The sequence below is a fragment of the Vibrio sp. 070316B genome (assembly GCF_013114115.1).
Lineage (GTDB): Bacteria > Pseudomonadota > Gammaproteobacteria > Enterobacterales > Vibrionaceae > Vibrio > Vibrio chagasii_B.
Window position 1 is genome coordinate 1 of the sequence record NZ_VTYC01000044.1, and the last position, 16,914, is coordinate 16,914.

General features: G+C 42.7%; 16 protein-coding genes. 11 read left to right on the plus strand and 5 right to left on the minus strand.

Features of this window, described 5'->3' with window-relative positions; genetic code table 11:
• The first annotated feature begins 155 nt into the window (after window positions 1-155).
• The 6 genes from F0251_RS22475 to drt2 all read left to right on the plus strand — a co-directional run bounded on the left by F0251_RS22475 (window position 156) and on the right by drt2 (window position 5,760).
• A protein-coding gene (locus F0251_RS22475; protein WP_171731861.1) for an IS3 family transposase occupies window positions 156-1,336 on the plus strand; the annotation gives its coding sequence in 2 pieces (ribosomal slippage) (window positions 156-441 and window positions 441-1,336; 1,182 coding nt in all).
• 165 nt (window positions 1,337-1,501) lie between these two features.
• Window positions 1,502-2,098 (plus strand): hypothetical protein, encoded by a 597-nt coding sequence (locus F0251_RS22480; protein ID WP_171731862.1) that lies wholly within the window; start codon window positions 1,502-1,504, stop codon window positions 2,096-2,098.
• A gap of 222 nt (window positions 2,099-2,320) precedes the next feature.
• Window positions 2,321-2,569, plus strand: a complete 249-nt coding sequence (locus tag F0251_RS22485; RefSeq protein WP_105058156.1) for a hypothetical protein — start codon at window positions 2,321-2,323, stop codon at window positions 2,567-2,569.
• A gap of 154 nt (window positions 2,570-2,723) precedes the next feature.
• The gene (locus tag F0251_RS22490; protein WP_019820679.1) at window positions 2,724-3,134 is read left to right on the plus strand and encodes a hypothetical protein; all 411 of its coding nucleotides are present in this window, start codon (window positions 2,724-2,726) and stop codon (window positions 3,132-3,134) included.
• 168 nt (window positions 3,135-3,302) lie between these two features.
• Window positions 3,303-4,016 carry a hypothetical protein gene (locus F0251_RS22495; RefSeq protein WP_105058157.1) on the plus strand — a complete coding sequence of 238 codons (714 nt, stop codon included), beginning with the start codon at window positions 3,303-3,305 and terminating at the stop codon, window positions 4,014-4,016.
• 460 nt (window positions 4,017-4,476) lie between these two features.
• Window positions 4,477-5,760, plus strand: coding sequence for an antiviral reverse transcriptase Drt2 (gene drt2 / locus F0251_RS22500; RefSeq protein WP_105058158.1), 1,284 nt, complete (start codon window positions 4,477-4,479; stop codon window positions 5,758-5,760).
• A gap of 334 nt (window positions 5,761-6,094) precedes the next feature.
• Here drt2 and gcvP read toward each other — a convergent pair whose 3' ends face one another.
• From gcvP to F0251_RS22515, 3 genes are all read right to left on the minus strand, one after another.
• On the minus strand, window positions 6,095-8,974 hold the full coding sequence (gcvP, locus tag F0251_RS22505; RefSeq protein WP_105058159.1) for an aminomethyl-transferring glycine dehydrogenase: 2,880 nt from the start codon (window positions 8,972-8,974) through the stop codon (window positions 6,095-6,097).
• Window positions 8,975-9,064: 90 nt separating this feature from the next.
• Window positions 9,065-9,445, minus strand: coding sequence for a glycine cleavage system protein GcvH (gcvH, locus tag F0251_RS22510; protein ID WP_008216962.1), 381 nt, complete (start codon window positions 9,443-9,445; stop codon window positions 9,065-9,067).
• A 51-nt stretch (window positions 9,446-9,496) separates the two neighbouring features.
• Window positions 9,497-10,789 (minus strand): serine hydroxymethyltransferase, encoded by a 1,293-nt coding sequence (locus F0251_RS22515; RefSeq protein WP_008216961.1) that lies wholly within the window; start codon window positions 10,787-10,789, stop codon window positions 9,497-9,499.
• Between the two features lie 440 nt (window positions 10,790-11,229).
• On the opposite strand from F0251_RS22515, the gene F0251_RS22520 reads away from it, so the two are divergent.
• The 3 genes from F0251_RS22520 to F0251_RS22530 all read left to right on the plus strand — a co-directional run bounded on the left by F0251_RS22520 (window position 11,230) and on the right by F0251_RS22530 (window position 14,759).
• Window positions 11,230-11,853, plus strand: coding sequence for a helix-turn-helix domain-containing protein (locus tag F0251_RS22520; RefSeq protein WP_017059847.1), 624 nt, complete (start codon window positions 11,230-11,232; stop codon window positions 11,851-11,853).
• A gap of 447 nt (window positions 11,854-12,300) precedes the next feature.
• Window positions 12,301-13,434 (plus strand): glycine cleavage system aminomethyltransferase GcvT, encoded by a 1,134-nt coding sequence (gcvT, locus tag F0251_RS22525; RefSeq protein ID WP_105058160.1) that lies wholly within the window; start codon window positions 12,301-12,303, stop codon window positions 13,432-13,434.
• Window positions 13,435-13,697: 263 nt separating this feature from the next.
• Window positions 13,698-14,759: a trypsin-like serine protease gene (locus F0251_RS22530; protein ID WP_105058161.1), complete on the plus strand. Its 1,062-nt coding sequence runs from the start codon at window positions 13,698-13,700 to the stop codon at window positions 14,757-14,759.
• A gap of 112 nt (window positions 14,760-14,871) precedes the next feature.
• Here F0251_RS22530 and F0251_RS22535 read toward each other — a convergent pair whose 3' ends face one another.
• Window positions 14,872-15,195 (minus strand): hypothetical protein, encoded by a 324-nt coding sequence (locus F0251_RS22535; protein WP_061030994.1) that lies wholly within the window; start codon window positions 15,193-15,195, stop codon window positions 14,872-14,874.
• 201 nt (window positions 15,196-15,396) lie between these two features.
• On the opposite strand from F0251_RS22535, the gene F0251_RS22540 reads away from it, so the two are divergent.
• Complete coding sequence (locus F0251_RS22540) at window positions 15,397-15,714, plus strand: helix-turn-helix transcriptional regulator (RefSeq protein WP_008216956.1); 318 nt, start codon at window positions 15,397-15,399, stop codon at window positions 15,712-15,714.
• Window positions 15,715-15,790: 76 nt separating this feature from the next.
• On the opposite strand, the gene arfB is transcribed toward F0251_RS22540, so the two are convergent.
• Entirely contained in the window at window positions 15,791-16,201 is a 411-nt protein-coding gene (gene arfB / locus F0251_RS22545; protein ID WP_171731863.1) for an alternative ribosome rescue aminoacyl-tRNA hydrolase ArfB, read from the minus strand.
• 87 nt (window positions 16,202-16,288) lie between these two features.
• Between arfB and F0251_RS22550 the strand changes: the two genes are divergently transcribed.
• On the plus strand, window positions 16,289-16,894 hold the full coding sequence (locus tag F0251_RS22550) for a beta-phosphoglucomutase family hydrolase (RefSeq protein ID WP_171731864.1): 606 nt from the start codon (window positions 16,289-16,291) through the stop codon (window positions 16,892-16,894).
• Window positions 16,895-16,914 lie beyond the last annotated feature (20 nt).

Consider the following 16,914-nt stretch of genomic DNA (forward strand, 5'->3'; position numbering starts at 1 on the left):
AATCGAACAAGAAGGCACAGTGCTCTTGGGTATCTAAGCCCAGTTAACTTTGAAAAACAATATGTCGCTTAATGCGGTGTCCAGTCTTACTGGAGCAGATCATTCTGTAGTTGACCCGATCTAGTGGACACCTTCAATTGTAATTGGAGGTGTTTATGCCAGCTTATAAATCAGGTAAAAAAACTCAACAATATCTCACGGAATTTAAGGTAACTGCCGTCCGACTTTCGCTTCGAGAAGGAGCTACAGTTAAAAGCGTGGCGCTATCATTGGATATCCATCCTTATATGCTTTCTAAATGGCGAAAGGACTATAGAGAAGGGGTTATTTTGGAAGATAAACGTAAGAAAAGGACTAAGATCCCGAGTCAGAAAACTGAGTCTAGTCGGATTGCAGAGCTTGAACGTCAGAACGAACAACTTAAGCTCGAGAATGACTTGCTAAAAAAGTGGCAACGATTCGTTGCCCAAGAAAATCGACAAAATTCCGATTCATAGCCCATTACAAAACGCGTTATTCCATTGTATTGATGTGTCGCTTTCTATCTGTTTCTAAGTCGGGTTACTACGCATGGCTTGATAGAGAGCCAAGCTGCTACGCTCAAGAAGAGCAGGTTTTGAAGAAGCGGATAATTAAAGTGTTTACCCAGAGTCGAGAGACTTACGGTAGTCCACGAGTTCATGCAGAGCTGAGGCGCCAAGGAGTTTTGGTTAGCCGCAAGCGTGTGGCTCGGATCATGAGAGAGCAAGGGCTAAGAGCGCGAAGTTATCGCATTTACATGAAAATGGCCAAGCTACATCGGTTCTATCAATCGATTAAGAATATTAAAAAAGACACACCAAAACCAACGGCAGTTAATCAACAATGGTCTGGAGATCTAACGTATATAAAGCAAGGTAAACGTTGGATGTATCTAGCGGTCGTTATCGATCTTTACTCGCGTAAAATCGTCGGTTGGTCGCTTGGTAGTAAGAAGAGTACACAGCTAACGATGAGTTCGTTGAGAATGGCAATTAGAAATCGAAAGCCACAAGAGCGCTTATTGTTTCATACCGATAGAGGCTCTGAATATCGAGCTCATGAAGTTCAAGCTTTATTATCAAAAAATGGAATGGTCCCAAGTATGAATCGTCCAGGTCATTGCACTGATAATGCGGAGGTGGAGTCGTTCTTCCATACGCTCAAAGGCGACATAATTAGGAAAAATAGTTTTAAAAGTGAGAAGCAGCTTAGAGATAAACTTGCCGGTTATATCCAGCATTTTTATAACCGTTATAGACTGCACTCAAGTCTTGGATATCGAACCCCGCATGAATATGAAGTAGCGACGGGTTAAAGATAATAGGGTGTCCATTTTATCGGGTGAAGATCATTCTCAACGCTTGGCAATTTCAGTTCAGGTCGGCTTCAGTGCTAAATGTGGCAAGGTTTGGGCTTGGGTGGTCGCGTTGTTCACCACTTAATGCGGCGATATGTTCCAGCATGAGAAGGGAGAAAATAAATGGATTTTTTTGATGAAACCTGGGTTCAAGTAGTTTCATATTGTATGCCATTTTTTATAATATTAGGGGCCTATTTAGCTCAGAAACAGCTAGAAAAACTACTTAATGGTGATGCTCTTAAATCTTACAAGAAGTTGATGCGAGATTCATTAGTGAAAACATTTCTAATGTTCTTAGGGTCAATACTTCTGGCTGGGTTAGTTTTTGCTAGTAATGGTAACTTAACCGATTCTATGACAAAAAGCCTATTTTCACTCTCTTGCTTAGTAGGTCTCAATCTAATCTGGCAGAACAAAAAGAACTCTGAAATTATCCAAGAAGCTAAATCAATTTCACTAGAAGGTGAGCGTCAAAAGCGTTTGGAAGTTATCGAAATGGTTCATAAAAAAGCCGCAGGTTATTATGCCAAAGTTTCAATCATATGGGGGGGAATGGGTATAGTCTACTCTTGGTTTCTTTATGACAGCTATCCTCTAAATTTCATGTGGTTCATTGCTGTATTGAGTACGAGTCCTGCGCTTATTGCTTCACGTTGGTCTGATGCTGTTACCTATGCTGCGACGAAGTTCGCGAATGATAAAGAGTTGTGCTCATAAAGCATATAACAAAGCGTTTAAGACGGATTTCCAACGCTTGGCATTTTCGGTTTGATTCAACTTTAGTGTTTACGGCACAATGGTTTAGGTAAGGTGGTAGCGTTGCTCACCACTTAATGCGGCGTTATATGCTCAAGGCTTTCAAACCCTTAATCTCGCTCACAGATATATTTCAAAGGTAACGTATTCTAGTTGATTCATATAGTCGGTGAGAGGTCTAGTATGCGAAAACTAAAAATCGATACCTATTCTTGTGATTCAGGTGAGTTGCAAGACAGCTTGTCTATTCCCCTTGGTTTGGCCAAAGTCGTAGCGAATATCATACCTCAGAACATATCATCTAAATTCGACGAAAATGGTGAGCAACTAGAAGCCTTAGTAAATGCGTTAAAGGATGCTAAGACGGAAGGAACTTTACTGGAAGTGGAAGATACAGCGGACAACGAGCGCGTTGTAATTTCAGTGGTCTAAATGAGTACGCATATAACAAGCAATTCAAGCTGATTGGCAACGCTCGGCACTGTCGGTTTCAGTTAGTTTAGTGATTAAGGTGAAGTGTTCGGGTAAGGTGACAGCGTTGCTCACAACTTAATTGGGCGTTATACATTATGGAGATTTTTGATTCGTGGAAACCTTTGGTAGTACATATGCGAAAGCAGTAGATGACTTATCTACGAAGATTTTTATACCTGCCATTATTTGCTCGTTAATTGCAGAATTTGGAGAATATTTCGTCCAAAATCTAGGGTTGGTTTGGGGCTACATAGCAGCATTTTTTCTAGGTATTATCATAGGTGTTGTGGTTGTATTTTTTATTGTTATTGCGGAGCGATTGTTGGGCTATAATGCTCAAATAAAGCCATATTTAGGTACTTTTCTTATGCCTTTAGGGTTAATAGGTCTATTTCCAGCTTACTTCTCTGGGATAACTCCTCCATATACGCAAGTCACCGCAGTTGCTCTTTTAGCTTGGTCATTTGTACTGATAAAACCACTAGACTTCTTTAGATACCATTTAGATATGCGGTCGAAATAATGTATAACAAAGCGTTTAAGACAGATTCGCAACGCTCGGCATTTTTAGTTTGAATCAAGTATAGTGTTTACGGTGGCATGGTTAGGTTTCGTGGTTGTGTTGCTCACTACTTAACGCGGCGTTAAGCATTACAAGCAACTATGTCTAAATAACTGAAAGTGAGAAGTAATGAAAGCTGGAGATATATTAGCAACTCAATCTAGTGGATTCGTAAGTAAGGTTATTAGGTTGGGGACTGGTGGCGAATGGAGCCATGTCGCTATTGCTACCAGTAACAATAAAATTCTTGAAGCGGTAAAAAGTGACAACAATGAAGAGTCTCATGATGTAAGAGAAATCACCTTAAACGACTTTCTGAAAGACAAATCCAAAGTTATTCTTCTTAATCGACCAAATAAGTTGACAGGAAATGAGCATGCTAAGTTAATGAGGTTTTCGACGGAAATAAAAATCAAAGATTATACTTGGATGCATGCCCTAGCTACTACAACCTTGCCACTATACAAAATTGTATTAATGATCGTTTTCATTTCCTCAATATTTACGATTTCTACGGGAAATCTTTCCGTTTATTTTGGAGTTCTTGGGGTGGTTTCAGCATTTCTCTTCGGGGTATATCAATTAATGGCACTTGCTACTAGAAGTTCATTTGGGGTGGAAACAACAGAGAAAATTTATAGTAAGTGCAGTTTTGGGCGATACCTCGTCAGGAAAAGATACGATATGTTTTGCTCTAAACTTGTACTCCTAGCAGATCGAGAAATAGATGGGCAGCTCTCGAAAGCCCTGCAATATGAAGATGAGGTTCAACCAACTCAAATTGTCGAGTCATGTAAAAGTTTAGGCTGGGAAGTTCAATACATAACTACCCCAAGTAAGTAATGCCTAACAAAAAATTTAAGAGTGATTCAGTACGCTTGGCACTTGGGTTTGAGTTAGTTTCAGTAATTACGGTGGTCAAAGTGAGTATCGTGGTAGCGTGCTTCACACCTTAATTGGGCGTTATGTTTCCATTGGCTGTATTGCATTCTGTTTCCTATAGGCGTAATATGAACTTGCTTTTGATAGGGGCAAATAAGTCGTTGATCAAAAGGAGCTTAACAGGCTGTCAAGTCCAATCGGTATGCCCACAAGGCAAGCTGAGCAGATAGACAGCAGGAACTGGAATAGGGTCTTCATAGATACCTCCACGGTTATAGTTACAGTATAATCCATTTCTAACATGACGCGGCTAGAGCCTACGGGCTCGTGGATGGTTGTTTTAACAACTTGGTTAAGCCGAGGTAAGGCGTAAGGAATTGCCGCAGTTCTAAGTCTGCCTCGGTTTTGCTAGAGAATCTAAATGTCATCAAATATACCTCTTTGGTATCGAAGTCGTGGTTATCTACATTTCGATTTACCAATCAGCTTAAAAAAAGCTCGTAACCTTGTAACGAATCCTGACCTTGTGTCAAAACACGCGTTCTTTCCTTTAATCAACTATGCTGTTGAATCAAAAAAAATAAGTAAAGACAAAAAAACGCGGAAAATTGATATTGCAGTTAAAGAGCGTCCAATTGCTTACTCAGCACATGTGGATAGCCACATCTATGCTTACTATGCCAATCTATTAAGTAGAAAGTACGAATCTAGATTAAAAAGCGCAGGGTTATCAGATTGCATCCTTGCTTTTCGTGGTTTAGGAAAAAGTAATATTGATTTTGCTTTCGAGGCATTCGAGCAAATTAAAAAAATGGGTGAATGTAGCGCAGTAGCGTTAGACTTTTCTAAATTTTTTGACACTCTAGATCATTCTCTTTTGAAACAAAGTTGGGCTAATTTACTCGGTGAAGAAAAACTACCACCAGATCACTTTAATGTATTCAAATCAATCACTAAGTTCTCACAAGTAAATAAAGTTGATCTATATAAGGAATTTGGTATTTCACCAAACAACCCTAAAAATGGACGAACTCGGGTTTGTACAGCTCAGGAGTTTCGAGATGTTGTTAGGAAAAAGAAACTTATAAAACCAAATAAAAACTCGTTCGGTGTCCCTCAGGGCTCACCAATTAGTGCTTTGCTATCAAATATATACATGTTTGAATTTGATGCTGAAATGAAAAAGTACATGGATATACATGGTGGTAAATATTATCGTTACTGCGATGATATGCTATTTATTGTTCCAGCACCGCTCAGAGATAAAGTAGCTGGTTTTGCTCAAGAGCGCGTCAAAAGTTTAGAAGTAACTATTAACACAAAGAAAACAGAATTAAGAACATTCAAATATCAAAATGACGTTTTAGTAGCAGACCAAATGCTTCAATACCTAGGTTTTATGTTTGATGGTGAAAATGCTTATATTCGCTCTTCGTCGTTGGCTAGATACTCAGAAAAAATGAAATGTGGAATTCGTTTAGCTAAAAGAACAATGGATAAATATAACGCTGTTCGTTTGACTAAAGGCTTACCTGAGAAAGATTTATATAAACGTAAATTATACAGTCGTTATACCCACCTAGGTGGTCGAAATTTTGTTACATATGGTTTAAGGGCTGCAAAAACGATGCAGAGTAAAACTATTAAGCGGCAACTCAAACCCCTATGGCGCAGATTTCATGAAGAACTCGAACGAGAAACATAACAAACGACTATGGCGCCAAAATCAACTTGGCGCTTTCTATTTCGTCCATACAATCACTTCTTTGTTTTGAACTTACTGCCACAAAGCCGGCAGAAACACCAAAAGCCCAATCCCAAGCGTGACTTTTAGAAGCAAGCCAAGAGGAGCACCACCTTTTGGCGCTTTGTTACAACATCCCATAATTGATTCCTAATTTGTCGTGAATGTCATATCACCTTAAACCTTTCCCTTACGTTAAGGTCAATGCATTTGTTGGACTCAAATTTCAGACAACAAAAAGGCGAACCGTTTGGTTCGCCTTTTGTTACGTTTTGCTGCTAAGCGCCGCTACGAATTAGTCTTCGTAGTTGTCGATGCTTGGGCAAGAACAGATTAGGTTACGGTCGCCGTATACGTTGTCTACACGGTTAACTGTAGGCCAGTACTTCGAGTTCTTCGTTGCTTTCGATGGGAAACAACCAAGTTCACGAGAGTAAGGGCGATCCCATTCTGCGCCAGCTAGGTCAACTTGTGTGTGTGGTGCGTTCACTAGAGGGTTGTTGTCTAGTGGCCATTCACCGTTTTTCACTGCTGCCATTTCGTGGCGGATTGCGATCATCGCTTCACAGAAACGGTCTAGCTCTTCTAAATCTTCTGATTCAGTTGGCTCTACCATGAGTGTGCCAGCTACTGGGAAAGACATCGTAGGCGCGTGGAAACCGAAGTCCATTAGACGCTTAGCAATATCTTCTTCGCTGATGCCTGTATCTTCTTTAAGTGGACGAATATCGATAATACATTCGTGCGCTACGCGGCCGTTAGTACCACGGTAAAGAACAGGGTAGTGAGGACGTAGTTTTTCCATCACGTAGTTCGCGTTCAGAATCGCTACTTTCGTTGCGTCTGTTAGGCCAGGTTCGCCCATCATTGCGATGTAAGCCCAAGAGATAGGTAGAATTGAAGCACTACCTAGATCTGCAGCTGATACCGCGTAGTCAGAACCTTGTACACCGTTTTCGATGTGACCTGGTAGGAAAGGTGCTAGGTGCGATTTAACGCCGATAGGACCCATACCCGGACCACCACCACCGTGTGGGATACAGAATGTTTTGTGTAGGTTCAAGTGAGATACGTCTGAACCGATGAAGCCAGGCGAAGTTAGGCCTACTTGAGCGTTCATGTTCGCGCCGTCTAGGTAAACCTGACCGCCCGCTGCGTGTACTTGTTCACACACTTCTTTCACTTGCTCTTCGTATACGCCGTGCGTAGAAGGGTAAGTGATCATGATGCTTGATAGGTTTTCTTTGTGCTTCTCGATTTTCGCAGCTAAGTCTGTCATGTCGATGTTGCCATCTTCATCACACTTAACAACTACTACCTTCATTGAAACCATTGATGCTGTTGCAGGGTTAGTACCGTGCGCAGAGCTTGGGATCAGACAAACGTTACGGTGAGCTTCACCGCGGCTTGCATGGTAACGTTGAATCGCGATTAGACCTGCGTATTCGCCAGATGCACCAGAGTTAGGCTGTAGTGAGAAATCGTCGTAACCGGTGATTTCGCATAGCTTCTCTTTAAGATCTTTCGCTAGTGCAGTGTAACCAGCCGCTTGCTCTAGAGGTGCGAATGGGTGAATTGAACCAAACTCAGGCCATGTTACTGGGATCATCTCAGCGGCAGCGTTCAGCTTCATCGTACAGCTGCCCAGTGGGATCATGCCGTGCGTTAGTGAGAAGTCTTTGTTCTCAAGCTGTTTTAGGTAACGCATCATTTGCGTTTCGCTGTGGTGCGTGTTGAATACTGGGTGAGTTAGGAACTCAGATTCACGACGGCAGTTTTCTGGAATTGCTGCAAACTCGTTTGATGCAATGTCAGAAGAAAGTGCTTGAACGTCCTCTTTCACGTCGAAGATAGCGAACAATGCGTTCACGTCGTCGATCGTTGTTGTTTCATCTAAGCTAATACCGATCTTACCTTTAAGAAGGCGAAGGTTGATGTCTGCTGCTTGCGCTTTCGCGTACAGTGCATCTGTCTTATCTTCTGAATTGATTGTGATGGTATCGAAGAAGCTGTTATTCGTTAGCTCGTAACCTGCTTTAGTCAGGCCAGCTGCTAGGATAGCTGTCATGTGGTGTGTACGACGAGCGATAGTACGTAGGCCTTCTGCACCGTGGTAAACCGCGTAGAAAGACGCCATGTTTGCTAGAAGTGCTTGAGCTGTACAGATGTTCGATGTCGCTTTTTCGCGGCGGATGTGTTGCTCACGAGTTTGCATCGCCATACGTAGCGCTTGGTTACCGTGAGTATCGATAGAAACACCGATTACACGACCTGGCATTGTACGCTTATGCTTTTCACGAGTCCCCATGAATGCAGCGTGTGGACCGCCGTAACCCATAGGAACACCGAAACGTTGTGCGCTGCCGATAACTACGTCTGCGCCCATTTCGCCCGCAGGCTTAAGTAGAGCAGAAGCAAGTAGGTCAGTAGCCACTGTAACTAGTGTTTTGTTAGCTTGAGCTTTCGCAATGATGTCTGTTAGATCACGAACTTCGCCTGTTGTGCCAGGGTATTGAACTAAAGCACCAAATACGTCTTGCTCTGGAAGTGTTTCAAGAGCGCCAACCATTACTTCAAAACCGATGTACTCAGCACGAGTTTTAACAACTTCTAGTGTTTGAGGGTGAACATCGTCAGCAACGAAGAATACTTTGCTCTTGCTTTTACCAGCACGCTTACACAGTGTCATTGCTTCGCCAGCCGCTGTCGCTTCGTCAAGAAGAGACGCGTTCGCGATTTCCATACCTGTAAGGTCCATTACCATTTGTTGGTAGTTAAGCAGAGACTCAAGTCGACCTTGAGAAATCTCTGGTTGGTATGGTGTGTAAGCTGTGTACCAGCCTGGGTTCTCTAAAACGTTACGTAGAATAACGTTTGGAGTGAATGTGTTGTAGTAGCCTTGGCCAATGAAAGTACGTTTCACTTGGTTTAGGTTAGCGATCTCTTTAAGAGAGGTCAGCATGTCCATTTCGCTCAGTGGCGCAGCAAGTGTCATTGGTTTTTCAAGACGGATTTGTGCAGGAACCGTTTCGTCGATCAGTGCGTCTAGGCTAGTCGCGTTGATCGCTTCAAGCATTTTTTGCTGGTCTGCTTTATTTGGGCCGTTATGACGAGCAACAAACTCGTTTTGTGTACCCAAGTCTTTCAGTAATTGGCTTTGAAGTAATTCAGTCATGATATCGTTCTACTTTCTCTCTGGAGCCGTGAGCTAGCCCCTAAAATTAAGCTGCTCACAAGAGCAGCTTTATCGTAATGAGGTTACCTATTAGTCTTCTTCGATAGAGCTTAGGTATTCTTCCGCATCTTTAAGGTTGTCTAGTTCAGACGCATCAGACATCTTCACTTTAACAATCCAACCACCTTCATAAGGTTCTTCGTTGATTAGCTCTGGGCTATCTTCTAGTTCTTCGTTGATTTCTACGATTTCACCAGAGATTGGCGCGTAGATATCAGAAGCAGCTTTAACTGACTCAACTAGAGAGAAGCTTTCGCCAGCTTCAATTTCGTCTTCAGTTTCAGGCAGGTCAACAAACACAACGTCACCTAGCATCTCTTGAGCGTGCTCAGAAATACCGATAGTTACAGTACCGTCACCGTTGTCTTTTACCCACTCGTGGCTGTCTGCAAACTTAAGTGTATTGTCCATTGCTTATTCTCCAAAAATTTATGAGGTTTTAATTTAAATCTTAAAAACGGATTAACGGTAAAGAGGGAAGCGTTTGCAAAGCTCTTTAACTTGCTTGCGAACACGTTGCTCAACTTCAGCGTTGCCTTCAGGGCTTTCAACTAAGCCATCAAGAACATCACCGATCCATTCACCGATAAGTTTGAATTCTTCAGTGCCAAAACCACGACTGGTTCCAGCTGGCGTACCTAAACGAATACCCGAAGTAATCATAGGCTTCTCTGAGTCGAATGGTATGCCATTTTTGTTACATGTGATCCCAGCACGCTCTAATGCTTCTTCAGTTACGTTACCTTTCAAGCCCTTAGGACGAAGGTCAACCAGCATTAGGTGCGTGTCCGTTCCGCCAGTCACAATGTCACAACCGCGAGTTTGCAACACTTCAGCAAGAACTTTTGCGTTATCGATCACTGAATTAATATAAGTATTAAATTCTGGGCCAAGTGCTTCGCCAAATGCGACAGCTTTAGCCGCAATTACGTGCATTAGTGGGCCGCCTTGTAGGCCTGGGAATACTGCAGAGTTGATCTTTTTATTGATGTCTTCGTGGTTGGTCAGAATCATACCGCCGCGTGGGCCACGAAGTGTTTTGTGTGTCGTTGTCGTTACAACGTGTGCGTGTGGCAGTGGGCTAGGGTGTGCACCTGTCGCGATAAGACCCGCGATGTGTGCCATATCTACCATTAGGATAGCGCCAACTTCGTCAGCGATTTCGCGGAATTTAGCGAAATCGATAACGCGTGGGATAGCACTACCACCTGCAATAATCATTTTAGGTTGGCATTCGATAGCAAGAGCGCGTACCGCTTCGTAATCGATTTCAAGAGTGTCGCGGTCTACGCCGTATTGAACTGCGTTGAACCATTTGCCTGAAAGCGCAGGGCGTGCACCGTGCGTAAGGTGACCACCAGCGTCAAGAGACATACCTAGGATAGTGTCGCCAGGTTGAAGTAGGGCAAGTTTAACTGCGCCGTTCGCTTGAGCACCTGAGTGAGGTTGTACGTTCGCGTATTCACACTTGAATAGCTGTTTAGCACGTTCAATCGCAATAGCTTCTACTGTATCTACGTGCTCACAACCACCGTAGTAACGACGACCTGGGTAGCCTTCTGCGTATTTGTTGGTAAGGCAAGTGCCTTGAGCTTGCATTACTGCTTTAGAAACGATGTTCTCAGAAGCAATAAGTTCGATTTGTTCGTTTTGACGAGTGTTCTCTGCTTGGATTCCAGCAAATACTGCGTCGTCAGTCGCAGATAGGTTCGTAGAGAAAAAACTGTCTAAGCTATGGTTTTGATAAGCGTTCATTGTCGAGACCTTTCATTAAGCTAATGGTGATTGTTTTTATAGTCCATTAGGTCTTACGTTGATTTCTGCATCGGTATCGTTTGCGTTATATAGGTGTATAAATAGTGCGTTGCTTCTTATTTATACGACCATAGCGTCAAAGCGATCGTTGTAGGGTCAATGCAGCACGAATTGGTTCCCAAAAATTTCGGGTAAAAAACAGCTCTTACAAATGTTAAATCTATCACTTGCTGCAAGCTGAAGTAGCATCTCTTCATCTAACAAGTCGATAACATAGCTCCGATAAAATCAATTTTCAACAAAAATTTCCAATAGGAAACAGTTTTTCTCGTTTTGCTACAGGGAGCACGCTTTATTTCCCTGTGTGCTCTTTAATCAACAAAGCGCTTCATGCAACAATGAAATCAATAGACAGGAAGTAAGAAATAAATGAGGGACCTATGTCAGAAGACATTTATGATGAGTACCCATCTTTAACGTTGGCGAAAGAGACGTTAGATCAGAATATCGAACCACTTAGGCTCGGCCAGCGTATTAAAGATATCCGCAGCAAGCTGGGCATTACGTTAGAAGAGGCGAGCCAACGCACTGGTTTGGCGCGCTCTACGCTGAGTAAAATCGAGAACGAACAAATCTCACCGACGTTCCAAGCGATGCAGAAATTGGCTATGGGTTTGCAAATCGATATGCCGCAACTCTTTGAGCCGCCAAGAAAAAAAGTTGCCACAGGACGTCGTGACTTAACTAAAGCAGGCCAGGGCAAACCTCACCCAACTCCGACTTACGAGCATGAACTGCTGGCGACAGAACTTTCGAATAAGAAGATGATGCCGTTCAAGAGCCGAGTGAGAGCACGCACCTTTGAAGAGTATAACGATTGGGTTCGCCACGATGGTGAAGAGTTCTTGATGGTGATCTCTGGTGATGTGATGTTCTACTCAGAATTCTATGAGCCGGTACCCATGAGCGAAGGTGACAGCATGTATTACGACGCCAACATGGGGCATATGTTGATTTCTACTAGTACAGAAGATGCACTGATTTTGTGGGTGACTGCAAAATAAGTTAACAAAGTTAGAATTTCTTATAGTGAATGCAAACGTTTGCTTTTGTTTCTAACGTTTGCCAAAAGACGCGATATTGGTGTGAAAAGCACCAATATCGCGTTTTTGTATGCGATTGAAAATTGTTTTTAAATTGTTAAATGTCACATTTTGAGCTGTTTTAATCTTGTTAAGGGTGTAAAACTGACTCAGGCTTGTTTACTATAGTGAACACGGTTTACTCATGTTGATTGAAGTTTACTGAAGTGAATTCTTAGAAAGTGAGTCGTATAGCTTTTATACAGAAGCCTCTTTTTATATCGCTAGTAATAAAAGCCCATATAGAAGACATCACTTTTTACTATCTACTGTTTCTAACGTTAACCCATATCGTTAGAGGCGACTCTAAATAGAGATATAAGCGGCAGATTCGATTTGGAAAGCCTGCAACGCTTCATGGAGAATAAAATGACTCAAGAACACGCTAATCAAGACCTACTACAAACGCCTCTGCATGCGCTTCACGTTGAAGTCGGTGCAAAAATGGTTCCTTTTGCTGGCTACGACATGCCAGTTCAGTATCCACTAGGTGTAAAGAAAGAGCACTTACACACTCGTGACGCTGCTGGTCTTTTTGATGTTTCTCACATGGGGCAACTGCGTCTACACGGTGAAAATGCAGCCGCTGTTTTAGAATCTCTGGTTCCAGTAGATATTATCGACCTGCCTTCTGGTAAGCAGCGCTACGCGTTCTTTACTAATGAACAGGGCGGCATCATGGATGATCTTATGGTTGCTAACCTTGGCGATCACCTATTTGTTGTTGTGAACGCGGCGTGTAAAACACAAGATATCGACCACCTAACGGCTCACCTTCCTGCAGATGTAGAAATGGAAGTGATTGATGACCGCGCTCTATTAGCACTTCAAGGCCCGAAAGCGTCTGAAGTTCTTGCTCGTTTCCAACCAAGCGTTGCAGACATGTTGTTCATGGATGTTCAAAAAGTCGATATCGACGGCGTAGAGTGCATCGTGAGCCGCAGTGGTTACACAGGTGAAGATGGCTATGAAATCTCAGTACCGAACGATTACGCTGAAGCACTAGCGCGTAAACTAACGGCAGAAGCTGAAGTAGAGTGGATTGGCCTTGGCGCACGTGATTCACTTCGTCTTGAGTGTGGCCTATGCCTATACGGTCATGACTTAGACACAACAACGACTCCAGTAGAAGCTAGCCTTCTATGGGGCATTCAAAAAGTGCGTCGTACTGACGGTGAGCGTGCTGGCGGTTTCCCAGGTGCTGATATCATCCTTGAACAAATCGCAACTAAAGACGTTCAACGCAAGCGTGTTGGTCTAGTGGGTCAAACTAAAGCGCCTGTACGTGAAGGTGCTGAACTGTTCGATGCGGAAGGAAACAAAGTAGGTGTGGTAACGAGTGGCACTGCCGGTCCTAACGCGGGTAAACCTGTTTCAATGGCATACGTGCGTACTGATCTAGCGGCTATCGGTACAGAAGTATTTGCTGAAGTTCGTGGTAAGAAGCTACCAATGACAGTAGAAAAAATGCCATTCGTACCTCAACGTTACTACCGTGGCTAATCTCTTTTAAGAGAAAACACAAAGTATAACGAAAGCCTATTGTTAGCTTCTCTTTTTAGGGATGTTTAACGGTAGGCTTTTTTGTTTTTTGAAACGTATACAAGGCAGAATAGAACAATTGAAATCAGGTTGTTAAATTCGTCTATAAATTGAGAGATGTGGCAATATCGTTACAAATACTTACTATAATGATGGTCAGTAAGTGTTATGGTGTCTAATCACCAATTTTGTAAATAAGTAGTAGGGGTTACAAGGAGTTATCTATGAATGTGAATCATACAATGAGTCCAGTTCGTAAAGCCGTTTTAGGGCTTTTAGCACCATTGATTTACACATCAAGTGTTATGGCGACAGAAAACTCGGTCGAAGTTTCTCCTGACGCGACTGTGACACCTTATATTGTTAATGGCAGCGATGCATCAGTTAGCGATTTCCCTTCAATGGCCAGCTTGTTCATCGATCGTATTGATTACGATGGTGTGTACTCGACAGGTGCTTATTGTGGCGCAACCATTTTAAATCCGACTCATATTCTGACTGCTGCGCACTGTATTTATGGAAATGAAGAAGGGCAGTTATTTACTACGGTTGTTCCTCAGCTTGAAGATACGTCTCAATTCCCGAATGGTAATATTCAAAAAGCACGTGTAACCGAAGTTTACTATCGCAGCGATTATTCAAATGCGTTGAGTGATTTATTGCGTAACGATGTTGCCGTTCTAAAGCTAGAAAGTGCACTTAATATCGATTCAGTTAATGACGTGGTTAAGCGACCGTCAAATGACTCTTACCGTAGTGTGGCTAATGACTTCGTCGCAGTAGGGCATGGTGATACTCGTTCTGGTTTTGATGCTACGACGATTTTACAAAGAGCACCGCTTAACTATGTAGATAATACCACGTGCGCGTCGGCTTTTTCCGATGGCTCTGCTTTAACGGATAATCAGATTTGTTTTAGAGGGGATTACAGCGTGTTCACTGGTTTATACGGTGGTACGTGCCAAGGTGATTCTGGCGGCCCAGTTTACTGGTTAGATGGTTCGGACTACAGACAAGTCGGTATTACCAGCTTTGGCCCTGAAACTTGTGGTGGTAGTTCTACCGTCACATCGGTATTCACAGAAATCTATGACTACAAAGATTGGATTGATAGTGTCGTAGCCGGTAATGAAACACCTAAGTTTGTCTCTACCGATGCTAAGCGCACTGCTTATGTGAACGCGCGTACTCCATCGAGCTCTGGCAGTAGCGGCGGTAGTGTTTCATTTGGTTTGCTAGGTATGCTGATTTTGATCGCTGGTGTTAGAAAAGCAGTTAAACGCTAGAAGCTGATTACTTTGAATAAGTCGACGTTTCATCGAATGATGATGTCGACTTTTTTGATTCTGTATTATTGAGTTTTTGATAGTGTTTATATAGCTATGTTGACGTCCGTGGTTACGTGAACACTACATTGGTCTTCCTACTGTACCTTTCGATTATTTCATCCATTTCTTTAATCGCTTTATTGATACTGAGAATACCGCCTTTCGCCACGCTTTTCTCATTAAGGTTTAACGCAGAAAAGGCCAGTTTGAGCTCTTTATCATCAAGCATCTCTGCGTGTAACAACACTTCTTTGTAGGTCAGAAGCCTGTGCTGAACTGCAATAATATCAGCACGGGTAGTGTTTGAATTCAAAGTCTGCTTAATGCAAGGAAACGCTAATTTGTAATAATTCGCAATTTCCAACTCGACGTCTTTCTTGTTCGCAATTTGCAATTTCTAATATTTCCCATCCTTGGTTAAACCAAGTTTATTCGCCTAAATACATATCACTGACCTTTGCGTTGAGGTTTATGAAACGTAAGGTTTTTTAAGGATCGAATAATATGCCTTTGATGGCTTATGTAAACATGGGCAAGTCAATATGGTCTGCTTCTTGCTGAAATTAGGTCATAACTGTCTAGTGGAGAGAGCCCTATGTCACAAGAGCCGATAATCATGGCACTGATTGAGCGCAGGAAGCGAGCGAATTTATCACAAGAAAAGCTCGCAGCTAGTGCAGGTATGAGTTTGAAAACGTATCAGCGAATCGAACGCGGTGAAGCAGATATTAAGATGTCTCAATATCGTTCAATAACCAGAACGCTAAAAGTGACAGATTTGGATGTTGTTCTGGATATAGTAGGCGCTTCTCATGCGACGGCTGAAGATGTCGCCGCGGTCAGTCGTTTACTCACTAGTGAAGAGCGGCTGCTGTTAATTAAGCTGATTTTATCGATCAAAAAACCGAAATAGAGAGGGGACAGTGGGCGTAAACCGAGTAGAGCAGTTGTTTCATTGGTGATGGGTGCACCAAGGGGAAATGAAGCAGCTAGCTCACTCTTCCTCTAAGTTGTTTGGTATTGCTTCTTTGTTTTTTGTTCTCTAGACGCTTTCTTTGCGAGCTACGTGTAGGCTTAGTGGCTCTTCTTACTTTCTGAACTTTTGTCGCTTCTAAAATCAGTTCTTTCAGGCGTATTAACGCGTCCTCTCGGTTTTGTTCCTGCGTTCTATATTGTTGCGCTTTAATGATGATCACACCGTCTTTAGTAATTCGGCTATCTTTGAAGGCTAACAAGTTTTCTTTGTAGAAATCGGGTAGAGTGGAGTGGTTGATATCGAAGCGAAGGTGTATTGCACTCGATACTTTATTGACGTTTTGGCCTCCAGCACCTTGAGCTCTGATCGCAGTTAACTGGATCTCCCAGTCTTGAATGGATACAGAGTTAGATATTTGTAACATAAACTTCCATTTTGAACGGTAATATAGCGTCATGATACTGAATATTGGTTATGGTATCAGTAACTTTCTTAAAGAGTGGTAGCAGCAATGAAAATAGATTTAACGGCATATGAGGGATTAATCTTTGATATGGACGGTACGTTGATCGACACAATGCCAGCGCATGTACAGGCATGGCAGCAGACAGCTGATGAGTTCGGCTTTCATTTTGAAGCATCTTGGTTGCATAGTTTGGGCGGTATGCCGAGCTACAAAATAGCAGGTGAAGTAAACAGTAAATACGGTTTGTCTCTCGACCCCCAGGCAGTGTCAACGTTCAAAATGGCTTCATTTGCGGCAATTGAAGCAAAGGGAGATATTATCCCATGTACGCACTCTTTGTTGCTTGAACACCTAGGTAGCAAAAAGATTGCAGTTGGTACTGGAAGCCAGCGCAAGAGTGCGGAGCAGCTTCTAGAAAAGACGAACATTCTTAGCAAGCTCGATATTCTTGTTACCGCTACAGACGTCAAAAATCATAAGCCGAACCCTGATACGTTTTTGGATGCTTGCTTTGGTATGGGATTAGAGCCAAAGCAATGTGTGGTATTTGAAGATACGGACCTTGGTAAACAAGCTGCTCACGCTGCTCAGATGGATTGCATTTTAGTGGTTGAAGGGAATAAGTTAGAGTTTCACCCTGCACCAAACTGATAGCTATAGAACCAAGAAGG